This is a genomic window from Helicobacter pametensis ATCC 51478 (assembly GCF_000518225.1).
GTDB lineage: Bacteria > Campylobacterota > Campylobacteria > Campylobacterales > Helicobacteraceae > Helicobacter_G > Helicobacter_G pametensis.
This window is the reverse complement of record NZ_KI912401.1, coordinates 13969-31019: the sequence shown is the minus strand read 5'-3', so window position 1 is coordinate 31019 and position 17051 is coordinate 13969. Positions and strand designations below refer to the sequence as shown.

Sequence of the window (17051 nt, the reverse complement as noted above, 5' to 3'; positions counted from 1 at the left end):
CTTATAGAGTTTTTTCTAGCTTAAGCACTCTCTCCCAAGTATGGATAACCGAATCGGGATTGAGAGAAATAGAGGTGATACCCTCTTTGACCAAAAACTCAGCAACCTCTGGATAATCACTTGGAGCCTGACCACAGATCCCACAGTATTTATTGTGTCGCTTACATGCCTCAATCGCTCGCTTAAACATCTCAAGCATCGCAGGATTTCGCTCATCAAAAATATGACTCACAAGCTCACCATCTCGATCAACACCTAAAGTCAATTGAGTCAAATCATTGGATCCGATAGAGAATCCATCAAAGAGATTCAAAAACTCATCTGCCAAAATCACATTGACTGGCAACTCGCACATGACATACACTTCAAGCCCATCTTTGCCCTGCTCCAAACCATTGCGTCGCATAATCTCTAGGACTTTTTTGCCCTCCTCTGGAGTTCTAAGGAATGGAATCATCACTTTAAGATTTGTAAGCCCCATCTCATCTCGCACCATAGCCAAGGCCTGACACTCCCACTCAAAGGCACTTCTATATTGCTCTGAATAGTATCGACTCGCACCTCTATATCCAAGCATTGGATTTTCTTCATGTGGCTCATAATCTGTCCCACAAATCATCCCACGATATTCATTGGATTTAAAATCACTCGTCCTGACAATCACTGGATTTGGATAGAAGGCTGATGCGATCATCCCCATCCCTTCAGCAATTTTTTGGATAAAGAAATCTTTGGGACTATCATATCCACTCATAAGTTTTTGAATCTCATGAGCACATTTGACTTCTTTTTGATTTTGCATATCCACAAGTGCTAATGGATGAGCTTTGATTTGATTGAGGATGATCATCTCCATACGAGCAAGTCCGACACCATTATTTGGGAATCTTGAAAAATCAAATGCTTTTTCTGGGTTTCCGATATTGAGATAGATCTTTGTTTTGGGTTGTTCAAAATTTGATAGCTCGATCACATCCACTTCATAGGGGTGAATCCCATTGTAGATATAACCCTCCTCACCTTCAGCACAAGAAATCGTAATTTCCATCCCATTATAAAGTCGTTCTGTCGCACCCAAGGCTCCTACAATTGTCGGCACACCAATCTCACGCGCAACGATAGCAGCATGACATGTTCTCCCACCTCTATTGGTAATGACTGCTGCAGCTTTTTTCATCGCTGGCTCCCAGTCAGGATCTGTATTATCAGTGACTAGAATCTCTCCTTCTTTGAATGACCCCATATGCTCAATATCATTGATGATCCTAACCTTCCCACTTCCGATCTTCCCGCCAATTGCAATCCCTTTGAGAATCACTTCAGATTTGGCGATAGGAGTTTTGAAGCGATATTTTTCTACCGTTTGCCCTCCGCCTTTTTTGATCACTTGAGATTGCACAGTTTCAGGTCGTGCTTGGACGATGAAGATCTCTCCACTTTCTCCATCCTTGGCCCATTCCATATCCATTGGACGATACTCTCCAGCTTCCTTGCTATAGTGCTCTTCGATCAAAATGGCATAGCGAGCAAGTTTCAAGATATCTTCATCATCGATTGAAAATGAGTTGTATTCTTTTTCTGTTGTGGGGATATTCTTGGTAGGATGCTCACTTCCTTTGGGTGCATAAACCATCTTTTGATGCTTATGTCCAAGCTGACGCTTGATGATAGGGCGCTTACCTTCCAAAAGAGTAGGTTTAAAGACATAGAACTCATCAGGATTCACCATCCCACCTACGACATTCTCACCCAATCCCCAACTTGATGTGATCAATACCGCATCTTTGAATCCTGTCTCTGTATCGATTGAGAACATCACTCCAGCACTCCCCTTATCTGCTCGCACCATTTTCTGCACACCCACACTCAAAGCTACCTTAAAATGATCAAAGCCCCTTGATGCACGATAGCTAATCGCACGATCTGTAAAGAGTGAAGCAAAGCATGATTTCACATAATGAATCAGCTCACTCTGCCCCTTAACACTCAGATATGTATCTTGCTGTCCAGCAAATGAGGCATCAGGCAAATCTTCAGCAGTAGCCGAGCTTCGCACAGCTACATCAGCCTCTTGCATTCCATATTCATCAGAAAGGATTTTATAAGCTTGCAAAATCTCATCTCTAAGATCTAGTGGGAGAGGTGTTTGAAAAATCAGATCTCGAATCTTCTTGGCTCTCACTTTCAATACATCAATCTCTGTTGGATCCACACCCTCAAGCAACGCAACAATCTGCTCTCTAATCCCAGCACTATCAAGCAAATACCAATATGCCTCACTTGTGATTGCAAATCCATTGGGGACTTTGATCCCAACTGGAAGCAACTCTTGAAACATTTCTCCAATGCTTGCATTTTTCCCCCCAACAATTGGAACATCTTTATTATTAAGTTCTTTAAAAAACTTGATGTATTTCATTCCTTCTCCCATTCACTTTGAGTTTTAAAATTTCAAAATCATACAATTTTTAATCCTCAAATCAAACATCAAAGTGTTTCGCACCTCACCCAATATCCACCAAATCCAATCCAAAAATCCACAAAATAAATGCAAAATTTCATTTTATTTTGCAACTCACATCTCAAAGGATAAATATGAACTTACTTTTGCTCTTCCAAATTGGCTCTGTCTTACTCTTGATGCTATGTATTCTCATCTGGTTTAGCAGACAAACACTCATCACAAAAACACAAAAACAAAGAGAACAGCTCGCCCTCCTTGAACTTGAGCTTTCTCAAAAATCTCAATTACTAGAAGAATACAAGCGCGATTTCTGCATACAAAAAGAGCAGATCCAAGCTCAATATGATCAAAATCTAAAGCGACTTGAAGAAAAATATGATCAAAACCTCATAGCCCTCAAAGAAGAATTTACCTCACAAAGCACCCTTCACACCAACACTCTCCTTGCTCAAAACAAAAATCTCCTCAATGAAGATTCCAAAAAACTCCTCAAAGAAATTTTCTCTCCCATCCAACAGCAAGTCAAAGAATACTCAGAGCGCCTCACCCAAAATGAAACAAGCATCCAAACAAGCCTAAAAAATATGTTTGAATACAGCAAAAATGTGGAGCAAAATGCCAACAAACTTGCACAGATTCTCAAAGGTGATAAAAAAATCAGAGGAAACTTTGGTGAGATACAGCTCAAAATGCTCCTAGAGCACAGCGGATTAGTAGAAGGTGAACAATACAAGCTCCAAGAAAATCTCCGTATCGAAGGATCTCGATATATCCCTGATGCTATTGTTTATCTTGAGAATCACAAAAGCATCATCATTGATTCCAAATTCTCTCTTCCCACTGATTGGGATCTCCACTCTCACTCTCCCAATGCACAAGCTCAAATCGCCTCCAATCTCAAAAACAGGATCGATGAACTTGCCAAAAAACCCTACAAAGACTTTGATTCCAACACTTATGATTTTATTTTGCTTTTTATTCCTTATCAAAATCTCCTTGATCTAGCATTAGAATCTGATCCCGCTCTTTATCAATACGCCTATACTCAAAAGATCTATCTCACCACACCTCACACGCTCTTTATGGCGCTCAAAACCATCCATATCACTTGGATTGACATCAAGCGCAACCAAAATGCACAAAAAGCATTTGAAGAGATTGGGAAGTTTTATGACAAATTCATCGGTGTTGTGCAAAACTTTGAAGAGATTCAAACACTTATCAATCGTCTGCAAAAATCTCAAGCTGATCTAGACAATAAACTCAGATCAGGCCATGGCAATCTCCTCTCACGCTTTGAAAAACTCAAAGAATTGGGTGCCAAAACCAAAAAAAGCATCAAGGCAGATTAGGATATAATCACCCCTTTGCTCACACAATGGAGACACAATCAACTAAGGAAAATGATGAGAAAGTTTTATTTGGCACTCTTTTTGGGATCGCAACTCATAGCCCAAGATCCCCTTCCCCAAGAAAAAGAACAAGAAAAAGAAGAACACAAAGAAGAAAGACTGATTGATAAAATCAAAGAAAGAGAAAAAGCTATCGCCGTCCCTCGCGAAAGTGTTCCTGTCACAGAAAGCAAATTTTTGATTCACTCTCCCATTCCCAAAACAGCAGAATTTTTACCCTTTTTGCAAACCCTGCTTAGCATCAAAGCAGGCACATTGCCCAATCCCATCGGAGTATCTTTCATCGGAAGTCATTTGGTGGAAAGATTTAATGTCAAAAAATTCAATGCACAGTCAGGTCCCACACTGATAAAACTTGGCAATGGACTTTTTCATACTACACCTCAAGAATGGAAACTCTCTGAGGGAAAGTCAGAGACACGCACATCAACATTTGGAATCAAGGCTGATATTTTACTTTTTCCTTTTATGCAACTCTTTGTGACAGGAGCCTATCTCCATATGGAGCAAGAAACCCGTATCGGACAAGCTACGATTCCCTTTGCACGCGAAGCAAATGGAGTCGAGCAAGGTCTTATCAATCTCTTTCTTAAGCCTATGGGTGGCAAGGCTACAGCCAATAATATGACCATCCCTGTCTCCACCATCAGAAACTCTCTTGATGGATATCTAGTCATGGGTGGGACAAATCTTATGATTGGCTACAAAGGTTTCTTTGCCTCGCTGATGATCTCTGGTGGATATGTCCAGCTTGATGATCGCATCAATAATGTCTCAGGTTTTGTGCAAAAGCCCTTCATGTATATCGCCCCGCGCATTGGCTATAGCTATCATGGGATTGTCACCGCACATGTTGGGGTGCAGAGAGTGGAACTCTTTGGAGCCACAGAAGGCAAAGATCTGAGCAAAACTACAGGTGGGCTTGTAGCAGGATATTCTGTAGAAGTTGATAAATTTCCCATCAATTTCCTCGCAGGCTTTCAGTTTATGTTTGCAAGAGATTTAGGACTATCTGTGGAATATGTTGGCAGTCCAGACACAAATGGAATCAATGCCGAACTTGCCTATCGATTCTAATCTCATTACTCATTAATTAACCTTGATGCGAGAATCTCTTCCAAAAGATTCTCAAAAAAGGACAATAATGAGAAAAATTATTTGTTTGTTTTTTATTTCGTTGTGTTTGTGGGGGGTAGAGATCTCTGTGCCTCTCTCTTCTCAAGAAAATCAGGCTCAATCCCCTCAAGATCAATCCCTTCTTGATGCCCCAAAACCTCCTGATGACCTTCCCATCCAAGATATGCACTATTTAATCCCCTCCAAGATTCCCAAAAGTGCCTCATATCTTCCACTTTTTCAATCCATGATGCATATCCAACCTGGGACTTTTCCCAATCCTATCGGAGTTTCATTGATATCAAGTTTCACACATGAGCGCTACCATGTCAAGCACTTCAAAGGCACTCTAGGACAACATATCGGTGAAGCACTTTGTGCCAATCTCAATATCGTCCCACCAGAATACAAAGAGATCATGCAAAGCATTTGTGCTGAGAAAGATGGAGCACAAAGTCTTAACAAACTCCTTGGAGCAGGAGAAGAGAAAGAATGGGCACTTTCAGATGGAAGAGTAGAGACTAAAACTATGGCTTTTGGGGTGAAGGCTGATGTATTCCTCCTTCCATTTATGCAGCTTTTTGCAACAACTGCCTATATCAAAACTGATCAGACTACACATGTGGGTGTTGCATCAATGCCTACAAATGGAATAGGTCAAATTGATTTCAAAATGGGAGATATGAGCAATTCTCTTGATGGATGGGTCGCTATGGGGGGAGCGAATTTTCTCCTAGGATATAAAGGATTCTTTGCCTCATGTATGCTCTCAGGAGGTTATGTCCAGCTCAATGATCTCAAAAATCACATCAGTGGATTTGTCCAAAAACCACTGATGTATGTCGCCCCACGCATTGGCTATAGCTATCATGGGATTCTTACAGCACATGTAGGACTTCAAAGAGTGATACTCTTTGGTGCGACCAAAGGACGAGATCTCACTCAGATCACTGGTGGCATCGTCTCAGCCTACAATGTGGAGGTAGAAAAATACCCTATTGCGTTTTTGGTTGGGGCAGATTTTATGCCGATGAGGGATTTTGGTATCTCTTTTGAATATGTTGGTAGCCCTGATACAAATGGACTTAATACTGAGATCAAATATCGATTTTGATCTCAAGGGATTCTAAGATCTAGAATCCCCTTTGCAATCTCTCTTAGAGATTTGTATCTTTCTTCTTATAGTCTTTCTTTTAGGAGTTCATTGACTTTTGAGGGATTGACTCCTTTTGCTTCTTTCATCACCTGACCTACAAAAAAGCCAAAGAGCTTATCTTTGCCACTTTTGTATTCTTCCACTTTGTCTGCATGTGTTGATAAAACACGCTCAATCACTTCAATGATCATTCCATCATCATTAACTTGCTCTAGCCCCATGGATGTGATCAAAGCATCCACATCCCCTCCCTTTTGTTCAACAAGAACATCTAGTAATTCTTTGGCACTTTTTCCACTGATTTTTTCCTCACTGATTCGCTTCACAAGCGTAGCCAACATCTCACTATCAATCCCACAATTCAAAATCGTCACATCCCCCTTCAAGCGCCCAAGCAACTCAGTTGTCAGCCATGTCAATGCTCCTTTTGGATTGGCTCCATACTCAAGCATAGCCTCAAAATACTCACAAAGCTCCAAAGATCCAATCAAAACCTCAGCATCACTCTCTTTGATCCCAAAATCCCTCATATAACGATCTTTCTTCTCATCAGGAAGCTCGCTAATATCTCTCCCCTCTTTCATCAATTCCTCATCGATGAAAACAGGAAGCAAATCAGGATCTGTGAAATAGCGATAATCTGCTGCGCCTTCTTTGCCCCTCATCGATCTTGTGATTCCACTCACAGGATCAAAAAGGCGCGTCTCCTGCACGATCTCTCTCTCATACACTCCATCTTCCCACGCCTCAATCTGACGCTGCACTTCATACTCGATGGCTTTGCCAATAAACTTGAAACTATTGAGATTCTTGATCTCTACTCTTATATAAAATCGCTCATCTCCCTTTGGACGGATGGAGACATTTGCATCACATCTGAAGCTTCCCTCTTGCATATTGGCATCACTGATCCCAATAAAGCGCACGATAGAGTGAAGCTTCTTGAGATAGGCGACTGCCTCATCAGCACTTCTCATATCTGGCTCACTCACAATCTCAAGCAGTGGAGTGCAAGCACGATTGAGATCGATCTTGGAGAACTCACCCTCATGGATATTTTTCCCAGCATCTTCTTCTAGATGAGCGCGAGTGACACCGATTGTCTTCTTCACTCCATCTAAAACAATCTCAATCTGTCCTTTTCCTACGATTGGAACCTCAAATTGACTGATTTGATAGGCTTTAGGCAAATCAGGGTAGAAATAGTTTTTGCGAGCAAAGATAGAGTTTTGATTGATCTGTGCATCAATTGCTGTAGCAAAAGAAATCGCCTTTTTGACTGCTTCACGATTAAGCGTGGGCAATGCCCCAGGCAATCCCAAACAAGTCGGACACACATTGGTGTTGGGACTCTCTCCAAAAGAAGTCGCACAAGAGCAGAAAATTTTTGTTTTTGTATTGAGTTGGACATGGACTTCTAGTCCAATAACAGTTTCAAAATTCATTTTTAACCCTTTTGAAAAAGATGGATTGTATCAAACAAATCTCTCCCATAAAATACAGAAATTCCTTTGCATTCCACCTCCTTTTGGGCATTTTAGAATCGACAAGCCATTGAGACATTGACAAGCTGGAGTTTTCCCCAGCCATCATGGGATTGCACGGCTGACTTTCGATTGTCTTTGAATGTCATAGAATAAGCCGCACCCACATCAAGTGTGTCATCAAACATCGAATATCTTGCCCCTACACCGACCATATATCCATCAGCATCAGGGATTCCAAATGCATCACTTGGCACTGGAGTTTCATCATAAGCCACAGAAGCCATCAACCTAAGCTTTTGCCCCACTCCATAAGTCACACCTAGACGATATGAGTTGGTATCTTGCCACCCCCGACCAATCGCTACAGCATCATAGTCCGCCCCACTCATCATATTATGCATTGCTTGCTCTTGCTGTTCTGGTGTAGAACCCAATTGTCCAGCCTGACTTCCTGCAATATTGCTAAATTTTTGATTTTTATAATTGAACTCAAACTTATCTCCATAGCTCCAGAAGTTGCGCTCATACACAAACTCCACCAAAAACTTCCCAATCTGTTGAGCTACGCCAATTTGCATCACTGGTGGAAGATCTGTTGAGAGTGTGAGATCTGCATCCATATCTGCTGTGACCATTGGTTTATCTGCACTTCCTGTGCGAGCTTTGGCTTTGAGTGTGCCCTCAAAGTTAATATGCGCAGGTGAGCGATAGGTAGCTGAGATACTTAAGCCCTTGTTCCAAAAATACAGAGGCTTGAGGGTCAATGCAGCATTCCATCCATAGCCCCAGCCCTTTGTATCAGAGATCTGATCTACTGCTGTGGTACCCTTACTTGTAACAATTGCCGTAAACCCGGGAGTACCTATTTGCATCGATTGCTCATAAGGCACATACAGAGAGTTTTTAAATTTCCCCATTCCATAGAGTACTCTCCCTCCTCCTCCGATTGAGAACCACTCAGCAAACTTAAAAGAGATCACAGGATTGGCTTCCACCATCGCAATGAAGCTATTATCTAGGAACTTCCCTCCTTCTCCATCCCAATCTATCGTCATCCCCGAAGGTGCAGTGACAGATAATCCGACATTGAATCCATAAAAAGTTGGGGATTTGTAAAAAATCTCAGGATAGGCAAAATTGGTCGCTTTGGCATGGCCATCTGCTTTTGGAACACCCTGAGGGGCACCTGGAGCGAATAAGTCAACACCAACACAGGTTAAAGATCCCAACACGCTATTAGGCTTACAACTCACTTGCGTCCCCTGATCGCGTCCGATTTCATTTTTGACCTTTGTGAAATCTGTTGTGAAATCAAAGCTTGGGACATTCAGCCAAGTGACAGAAACCTCGATTTCATGCTTATTGGCAAACTTACCCATCCCCATATTGGCTGGATTATAGAGCGCACTATCAGCACCATTAGCCCCAGCGACATAGGCTGAACTCAGAGCGATAGAGTTTAGACTATGCTCATTGAGTTTAAATCCAGCTCCATATAGAGAATACGCCCCAAGCGTAACTACGACCAAGTGTTTTTTCATGTTTTTTCCTTTTATTGACTACCTAGCAGTCTCTTTGCCATCTCGCTAATCCTCTTGCCACTTGCTACAGAACTTAGCTCTTTGCTGGCACTCATCACTTTTCCTAGATCTTTCATCCCCTGTGCTTGAAGACTATCAATCAGTCCAGCAACTCTCTGAGCCAATTCTTCATCGCTTAATTGTTTGGGAAGATAAGAGAGGATTATATCCATTTCTAATTTTTCTTTTTGGATTAAATCTTGTCTTTGAGCTTGAGTATATGCCTCAAGAGCATCTTCTCTTTGTTTGTAAGCACTTTTCAAAATCCCTATCACACGCTCATCGCTAAGCTCAATCCTCTCATCAACTTCGACTTGTTTAAGAGATGCACTAAGCAATCTCAAAGCATCTCGTCTTGCTGTATCGCCACTCTTCATCGCATCTTTCAAATCCTGCATCATTCTCTCTTTGATCTCACTCATTTTCTGCCTCTTTATACTTGGAATTATTTTTGCTTTTTTCTTCGCAAGTTCACTTTGAAACAAAGGATTGCGTAGTGAAAAAAATGTATTTTATCTTATTGTGTGCGGGGTTGCTTGGAGCCAATGAGCCAAGTATCGATCTCACTCCTCCTGATTATGTTGAGAATATGCCTGAGAAAGAATTCATCCCAGAGTTCAATAAGGCTGGCAGTCTCTTTGGTCAAGGAGATCGTCCGCTCTTTGCTGATAGACGCGCAATGAAACCTGATGATCTCATCACAGTCCTCATCGATGAAAGCTCAGAATCTTCTTTCAACACCAACAAAACCTACAATGGAAACTCTGGAGGGAACTCCACCCCACCGATGCTCACATACAATGGAGAAGATGAATCCCAAAAAGAAGCGACAAAATACCTCAATGATCAGGCAAATTTTTCTCTCCAAAAAGGAAACAATGCTTCAAATTTCCAAGGAGGGGGCAATCAAAATCAAAGCCAAAGCACCAAAATGACCATCACCGCACGCATTATCAAGGTTTTGGAAAATGGAAATTACTTCATCTATGGCAACAAAGAAATCTTGGTCAATGGAGAAAAGCAAGTGATGCGATTGAGTGGTGTTATCCGACCCTATGATATTTCAAGGGACAATACCATTGCCTCCAAATACATCGCAGATGCCAAAATCGAATACAAAAATGCGGGTGCGATCAGCAACACAACCAAAGAAAAGCCAACCACTCAAGCCATCCAAGATAAATGGCCATTTTGATGAAACCCATCGCAATCATCCCAGCACGCGCTGGGAGCAAAAGAATCCCAAATAAAAATATCAAAGACTTCCTAGGCCAACCACTCATCGCCTACAGTATCCAAGCAGCACATCAAAGCAAGCTTTTTGAGCACATCATCGTAAGCACAGATTCTCCACACATCGCCTCCATCGCCAAACAATATGGTGCGATTGTTCCATTTCTGCGAGATCAATGCCTAAGCGATGATTTCACCCCAACTCTTGATGTCATCATAGATGCAATCAAGCAATGCTCAATTCAGGCCAACACACCCATATGCTGCATCTATCCCACAGCTCCACTTCTTCAATCCACTCATCTCATCCAAGCCTACCAACTCTTAGAGAGCAAATCTCCCTCTTATGTGTTTATAGCAACTGAATTTTCATTCACTCCTTTAAGAGGATTTATTCTGGAGGATCAAACCCTAGAGATGCTATATCCAGAGCATCAAAACATACGCTCACAAGATCTCCCCAAGATCTATCATGATGGGGGGCAATTTTATTTTGGACTAGCACGCACTTTTATCGATCAGATTCCGATTTTTTCACCCACAAGTCTGCCAATCATTGTCCCAAATCATCAAATCCAAGATATTGATACACCAGAAGATTTTGAGCTAGCCAAACTCAAATATCAACTCTTACACCATGCGCATTGATGTCTTTTGTGAATGGGGGGATTCTTATGGATTGGGACATTTGAGGCGTTGTGAGAATCTCATCGAGCTTTTTGTGCGATATTTTCATCATCTTAAGTTTCAAATCTCATTTCACGCTCTGCCTGCACCCATCCCAGACCTCTTCTATGAGTTTGTCATCATTGATAGCTATATTTTAGAAAAAAGTGCTTATCAATTCCTAGATCAAAGATCTAAGTGTCTGATTTGCCTAGATGATTTTCATCGTCTCTCTTACCCTTCCAAAGCTTTGATCTTAAGCCCAACAGCTCTGAGATCCAAAAGATTTTCTGGAATCCCTTGTGTGATTCTCAATCCAGTCTTTTTGCTTCCACCATCTACTCAAACCATCCCCAATCAAGTCTTAATCACTCTAGGTGGAAGCGATCAAAACACACTGATCACACAAATCCTTGATGCTCTCCCCTCACATTTCACACCCAAAATCATTAGCCCCACCTTTAAACATCCTCAATCAAGTCACAACCTATCTTCCCATGAAATTTGCACTTTGATTGATGAGAGTGAATATGTGATTTGTGCTGGAGGAGGCACGCTCAATGAGGTCATCTCGCGCAACAAAAAAATCATCGCTCTTTGTATCGCTCCAAACCAAAAACCTCAACTCAATGCCTACAAGAAAAGATTCCCAATCATTTTCAACCCCCATCATCAACTCTCACACAAACTCAGCAATGCCCTTGCTCGCACTCAAACATTTTCTACCCACTTTGGCTCAAAACTTCCAAAGCTATTTTCACTCTGGCTACATCAATACCTTTCTCTCCCCCCCACCATCAAACTCTTCCAACACCTCACACATTATGAAAAAAAACAAATCCTCTCTCTTAGAAATCAACCAGAAGTCAGACAAGCTAGTTTCAATCCAGCTCCAATCACACTCAAAGAGCATCTTAGATTTATTGATTCCATCAAGCCCAATCAGATGATGTATTTTGCATTTTTTGAAGGCAGACGCATCATTGGATCTGGCTCACTCCATCTCATCGCTCCCAACCTCGCAACCCTTGGAATCTACAAAGATATGAGATGCAAACAAGCAGGCTCCAAAATCCTTTTCAAACTGCTTCAGATCGCCTCAAAGCTTGATATCCAAACACTAGAATTAAAGGTGCTCAAAACCAACACCAAAGCAATCGCCTTTTATCAAAAGCATCATTTTTGCATATCAAAAGAGTATCAAGATCATTTCATCATGCACTATCAAAAGGAGACAAAATGAATCCACCATTGATCATCGCCGAACTTAGCGCCAATCACAACCAAGACCTAGATCTCGCCCTCAAACACATCCAAAAAGCCAAAGAAATTGGAGCAGATTGCATAAAAATCCAGACCTACACTCCAGAATGCCTCACGCTCAATTCTCCAAAAGAGCATTTCAAAATCAAAGGAGGACTTTGGGATGGAATGTTTCTCTATGATCTCTACTCTCAGGCCTATACACCATTTGAGTGGCATAAAGAACTCTTTGACTATGCCAAAAAGCTTGAGATCACTCTCTTTAGCTCTCCCTTTAGTCTCAAAGCCCTAGAACTCTTAGAATCCCTATCTTGCCCGATGTATAAAATCGCAAGCTTTGAACTCACTGATCTAGAACTACTCCGACAGGTGGCTCGCACCCAAAAGCCCCTCATTCTCTCAAGTGGAATTGCTACTGATGAGGAGATAGAAGAAGCACTTGAAGCGTGCAAAAGTCAAGGAGCATATGACATCACACTACTTAAATGCACCTCAGCCTATCCTGCCAAATTTGAAGATGCCAATCTCTTGGCGATGCCTGAGTTTGCCAAAAAATGGGGAGTGAAATTTGGATTATCTGATCATAGTGAGGGGTTTTTACTTCCTGTGATGGCTACGACTTTGGGTGCGAGTATGATTGAGAAGCATTTCATCCTTGATCGCTCTTTGGGTGGGGCTGATAGTGCTTTTAGCTTAAATGCCAAAGAATTTGAAGAGATGATCAAACAAGTGCATCTTGCATCCCAAGCCCTAGGAGATCCACACTATCAAAACTCTCCACAAGATCCCAAGCGCATCTTCTCTCGCAGTATTTTTATCCAAAAACCAATCCACAAAGGTGAGAGAATCACACTAGAGCATCTCACCATCAAGCGCCCAAATATCGGGCTACATCCTAGAGATTTGCATCTAATCCTTGGGAAAAGAGTGAAGAGGGATTTGGAATTTGGAGATGCGCTTAGAAGCGAAGATCTTAGCTAGAGCATTTCTCACATTTGACAAACAAACGCATATCATGGCTTATGAGTTTGGCACCAAATTTTTGAGCGACCTCCAACTGTAAGCGCTCAATCTCTTCATCAACAAACTCAATAATCTCCCCACACTCTAGGCAAATAATATGATCATGATGGAGTTTGGAAGCGATTTCATAACGCTTGCCCCCATGGTTTGTCTTCAAACCCGAAATAAAACCTTCTTGCTCAAGATAAGCAAGCAAGCGATACACAGAAGAGAGACTAGCACCTCTATCTGCAAGCTTGATTTGCTGTGCAATCTCTTCTGGACTAAGATGCGTGCCACTTTTATACAAAACGGCCAAGACTTCTTCTCTTTGTTTGGAATTTTTCAATCCCTTTTCTCTAATGCTTTTTCTTAGTCGCTCAAGGATCGCCTCAAGTGTTTCAAGTCTCTCCACTACTACTCCTCTATCATTTAATCATTCCCTAAGCACATGGATACAAATGACTAATTTTATCAAATAACTCATTATAATGAGAAACAATAAACCCTGCCCCTAAACTAGGGGGATATCAAGGAAAGCAATGCCCTATTCCAAAGAATTATCAATCCTCCAAAAATCCAAACTTCTAAGAGAGAAAAAAATCCACCCCTCTTACCTTATGGATTATGCATCCAATGATTATCTAGGGCTTGCTTGTGATTCTCAACTTTTGGAAAAAGCCATCCTTAGACTTAAAACCTCACCTATCCATGCCCCCATCTCTTCTATGGCTATCAATGGCTATCATCCGCTGCATTTGGATTTGGAATCTCTGCTTGTTTCTTATTTTGGTTTTGAATCTTGCACACTTTTTGGAAGTGGCTTTCTAGCAAATCTTGCTTTATTTGACACTCTTGTGCGCAAACATGATCTAATCTTTATTGATGAGCTTTATCATGCAAGTGGGCAATACCCAGCCAAGCTCCTCAAAGATCAGGCGATTTTTTTCTCTCACAATGACCCCAACGACTTGCGTCAAAAACTCAAATCCCATCTAGCCAAAGGCAGGATTCTCATCGCGATTGAAGGAGTGTATTCGATGGATGGAGATATCGCCTCCAAAGAATTTGCTCTCATCGCCCAAGAATACAATGCACTGCTAATCATTGATGAAGCCCATAGTAGCGGAGTGATCGGAGATAATCTCAAGGGCTATCTAGACTACCATCACCTCCCCATCTCCCAAAATATCATCAAGATGGGCACGCTGAGCAAAGCCTATGGAAGTTATGGAGCGTTTGTCCTTGGAGCTAAAAGTGTGACTGATTTTTTGTTTTCCAAAGCCAAGTCCTCAATCTATACAACAGCACCCAGTCTCTTTGATATCGCCCTAGCACATGAAAATCTCCTCTATATCCAGCAACACACTCAAGAAATCTCCACCAAACTTCAAGAGCAAAGAGAATCCTTGCAACCCCTATGCCTCCCTCAATCCCAACTCGCCATCTTGCCCTTTGTCAAACAAGAGCAAATGATGGAGATCTCACAACTTCTTCTTGATCATCATTTTCTTGTAGGTTCGATTCGGAAACCAACTTCAAACACCCCAAGATTACGCATCAGTCTCAATCTCAAAAACTCCAAAATGCAAACTCAAAAATTATGTAAAATACTCCAAAACGCTTTAAAATCAATAGGATACAAATGCTAAAAAAGATCAAAACTTCCTTTCTTATCATCTGCTTACTGCTTGCTTTGATTTCTTCAGCCTTCATCACAAGACTCTATTTTCAGCTTCAAGAAAGTCTTGATAAAGTCATCAATTATCAACCCGAACTTGCAACACAGATTTTTGATCGCAAGGGGCGTCTTGTGGCAAATGTTTTTGATAATGAACTGCGATTTTATGCTTCATTTGATGAGATTCCTCCACGGATGATTGAGGCTCTTTTGGCTGTAGAAGATACGCTATTTTTTGAACATGGGGGGATTAACTTTGATGCAGTTTCTAGGGCGATGCTCAAAAATATTGCTGCTGGTAGATATGTAGAGGGAGGAAGCACACTCACTCAGCAACTTGTCAAAAATGTCGCACTCAATCGAGACAAAACTCTGGTCAGAAAGCTCAAAGAAGCCATTCTTGCATTTCAAGTCGAAAACAAACTCTCCAAAGAGCAGATTCTAGAGCGCTATCTCAATGAAACTTTCTTTGGGCATGGATATTATGGAATCAAGGCTGCTGCACAAGGATATTTCAAAAAATCTCTTCAAGATTTGAGCCTCAAAGAAATCGCCATGATCGTAGGACTTCCACGCGCACCTAGTTTCTATGATCCTACACGCAATCTAGAATTCTCACTCTCTCGCGCCAACAACATCCTTGAGCGGATGAAAACCCTAGGCTGGATCTCTGAGAGTGAATACTATGCAAGTATTTCAGAAGTCCCAGAAGTATATTCTCAAAGCCTTACCCAAAACAAAGCTCCTTATGTCGTGGATGAAACACTCAAGCAACTCTCTCACATTGCAAATCTTAGAAGCGGGGGTTATGTCATTAGACTCAATATTGATTTGGATTATCAAAGGATTGCTCAAGATGCACTTGTAGTCGGATATGATCGGATTCTTGATCGCATCCATTCAAGACAGCGCAAAACACAAAAGTCCAATCAAGAAACTACCCCAGATACGACACTCAATGGAGCGATGGTTGTGACTGAAAATCATACTGGGAAAATCCTAGCTCTTGTAGGAGGGGTTGATCATAGCAAAAGTCCATTCAATCGAGCAACACAAGCCAAAAGACAGTTTGGAAGCGCGATCAAACCCTTCATCTATCAAATCGCATTTGACAATGGCTATTCTCCAGCTAGTCAAGTCCCAGATGTCGCAAGAAGTTTCAATAGAACCTTTGATGCCCAATCCAAAAAGCAAAATGAGCAAGATCTACAAGTGATTGAAGAAAATGAGGAGGTTGAGTATTGGAGACCTAGGAATTATTCAAGGAGCTTTAGCGGAGTGGTGACGCTCAAAACTGCACTGATCAATTCTCTCAATCTTGCCACAATCAATCTCGTTGAACTTATTGGGTTTGATCGAATCTATGAAAATATCGAAAAATTTGGATTTAGCCATATTCCCAAAGATATGTCTATCGTGCTTGGAAGCCTTAGTCTAAGCCCACTTGAAGCAGCACGCGAATACTCAGTCTTCTCCAATAGCGGTGTGATGATCGATCCCTATCTCATCTCCTCCATCCAAGATCGATTTGGACAAATCACGACATTTAAAACTCAAGAAGAAGTGATCACCTCCAAAGAGCAAGCTTTCCTTGTCTCCAGCATCCTAGAAGAGACCATCACAAGTGGGACAGGCAAAAGAGCTAAAGTCAGAGGGATCGAGCTTGCAGGCAAAACAGGGACGACAAATGACAATGTGGATGCATGGTTTTGTGGATTCTCTCCTGATGTGCAAGTGATCGTATGGTATGGGCGCGATGATAATACTCCAATTGGAAAATATGAATCAGGAGGAGTTGTAGGTCCTCCAGCATTTGCCTATTTTTTCAAAAACCTACTTAAGCTAGAGCCAGGATTGAAGCGTGACTTTGAAATCCCAAATGGGGTTTATAAAAAAAGCATTGGAAAGGAAACTTTTTATTATACACGCACCTCTAATCCCTCCAATTCTAGCAAGCTTGAAAGCATTCAGCAAAAACCAATTTTTTAGAT

14 protein-coding genes are annotated in these 17051 nt (G+C 41.5%); 9 read left to right on the top strand and 5 right to left on the bottom strand.

What is annotated here, in order from left to right:
• Position 1 precedes the first annotated feature (1 nt).
• A complete protein-coding gene (gene ppsA, locus T391_RS0104710) occupies positions 2–2419 on the bottom strand; it encodes a pyruvate, water dikinase (RefSeq protein WP_027327358.1) in 2418 nt (805 codons plus the stop codon).
• Between the two features lie 176 nt (positions 2420–2595).
• On the opposite strand from ppsA, the gene T391_RS08030 reads away from it, so the two are divergent.
• The 3 genes from T391_RS08030 (at position 2596) to T391_RS0104695 (ending at position 6106) form a co-directional block, all read left to right on the top strand.
• Positions 2596–3816: a DNA recombination protein RmuC gene (locus tag T391_RS08030; RefSeq protein WP_034583912.1), complete on the top strand. Its 1221-nt coding sequence runs from the start codon at positions 2596–2598 to the stop codon at positions 3814–3816.
• 54 nt (positions 3817–3870) lie between these two features.
• A complete protein-coding gene (locus T391_RS0104700; protein WP_027327357.1) occupies positions 3871–4953 on the top strand; it encodes a hypothetical protein in 1083 nt (360 codons plus the stop codon).
• A gap of 67 nt (positions 4954–5020) precedes the next feature.
• Positions 5021–6106 carry a hypothetical protein gene (locus T391_RS0104695; protein WP_027327356.1) on the top strand — a complete coding sequence of 362 codons (1086 nt, stop codon included), beginning with the start codon at positions 5021–5023 and terminating at the stop codon, positions 6104–6106.
• Between the two features lie 65 nt (positions 6107–6171).
• Here T391_RS0104695 and gatB read toward each other — a convergent pair whose 3' ends face one another.
• The 3 genes from gatB to T391_RS0104680 form a co-directional block, all read right to left on the bottom strand.
• Positions 6172–7593: an Asp-tRNA(Asn)/Glu-tRNA(Gln) amidotransferase subunit GatB gene (gatB, locus tag T391_RS0104690; protein ID WP_027327355.1), complete on the bottom strand. Its 1422-nt coding sequence runs from the start codon at positions 7591–7593 to the stop codon at positions 6172–6174.
• Positions 7594–7685: 92 nt separating this feature from the next.
• Positions 7686–9176, bottom strand: coding sequence for an OmpP1/FadL family transporter (locus T391_RS0104685; RefSeq protein ID WP_027327354.1), 1491 nt, complete (start codon positions 9174–9176; stop codon positions 7686–7688).
• Positions 9177–9187: 11 nt separating this feature from the next.
• Entirely contained in the window at positions 9188–9637 is a 450-nt protein-coding gene (locus T391_RS0104680; protein WP_027327353.1) for a GatB/YqeY domain-containing protein, read from the bottom strand.
• 83 nt (positions 9638–9720) lie between these two features.
• On the opposite strand from T391_RS0104680, the gene flgH reads away from it, so the two are divergent.
• From flgH to pseI, 4 genes are read left to right on the top strand one after another with little or no spacing between them, the layout of a single operon-like run.
• Complete coding sequence (gene flgH / locus T391_RS0104675) at positions 9721–10410, top strand: flagellar basal body L-ring protein FlgH (protein ID WP_051420691.1); 690 nt, start codon at positions 9721–9723, stop codon at positions 10408–10410.
• Positions 10410–11096 carry a pseudaminic acid cytidylyltransferase gene (pseF, locus tag T391_RS0104670; protein WP_027327351.1) on the top strand — a complete coding sequence of 229 codons (687 nt, stop codon included), beginning with the start codon at positions 10410–10412 and terminating at the stop codon, positions 11094–11096. Before flgH ends, pseF begins: the two co-directional genes overlap by 1 nt.
• Entirely contained in the window at positions 11086–12357 is a 1272-nt protein-coding gene (locus T391_RS08025; protein ID WP_034583908.1) for a GNAT family N-acetyltransferase, read from the top strand. Before pseF ends, T391_RS08025 begins: the two co-directional genes overlap by 11 nt.
• Positions 12354–13358, top strand: a complete 1005-nt coding sequence (gene pseI / locus T391_RS0104660; RefSeq protein WP_027327350.1) for a pseudaminic acid synthase — start codon at positions 12354–12356, stop codon at positions 13356–13358. The genes T391_RS08025 and pseI overlap by 4 nt, the downstream gene beginning before the upstream one ends.
• On the opposite strand, the gene fur is transcribed toward pseI, so the two are convergent.
• Positions 13351–13794, bottom strand: coding sequence for a ferric iron uptake transcriptional regulator (gene fur, locus T391_RS0104655; protein WP_027327349.1), 444 nt, complete (start codon positions 13792–13794; stop codon positions 13351–13353). The two genes, pseI and fur, sit on opposite strands and share 8 nt — an antisense overlap.
• Positions 13795–13921: 127 nt before the next feature.
• Between fur and T391_RS0104650 the strand changes: the two genes are divergently transcribed.
• A complete protein-coding gene (locus T391_RS0104650; RefSeq protein WP_027327348.1) occupies positions 13922–15031 on the top strand; it encodes an aminotransferase class I/II-fold pyridoxal phosphate-dependent enzyme in 1110 nt (369 codons plus the stop codon).
• A complete protein-coding gene (locus T391_RS0104645; RefSeq protein WP_027327347.1) occupies positions 15025–17049 on the top strand; it encodes a penicillin-binding protein 1A in 2025 nt (674 codons plus the stop codon). The genes T391_RS0104650 and T391_RS0104645 overlap by 7 nt, the downstream gene beginning before the upstream one ends.
• Positions 17050–17051 lie beyond the last annotated feature (2 nt).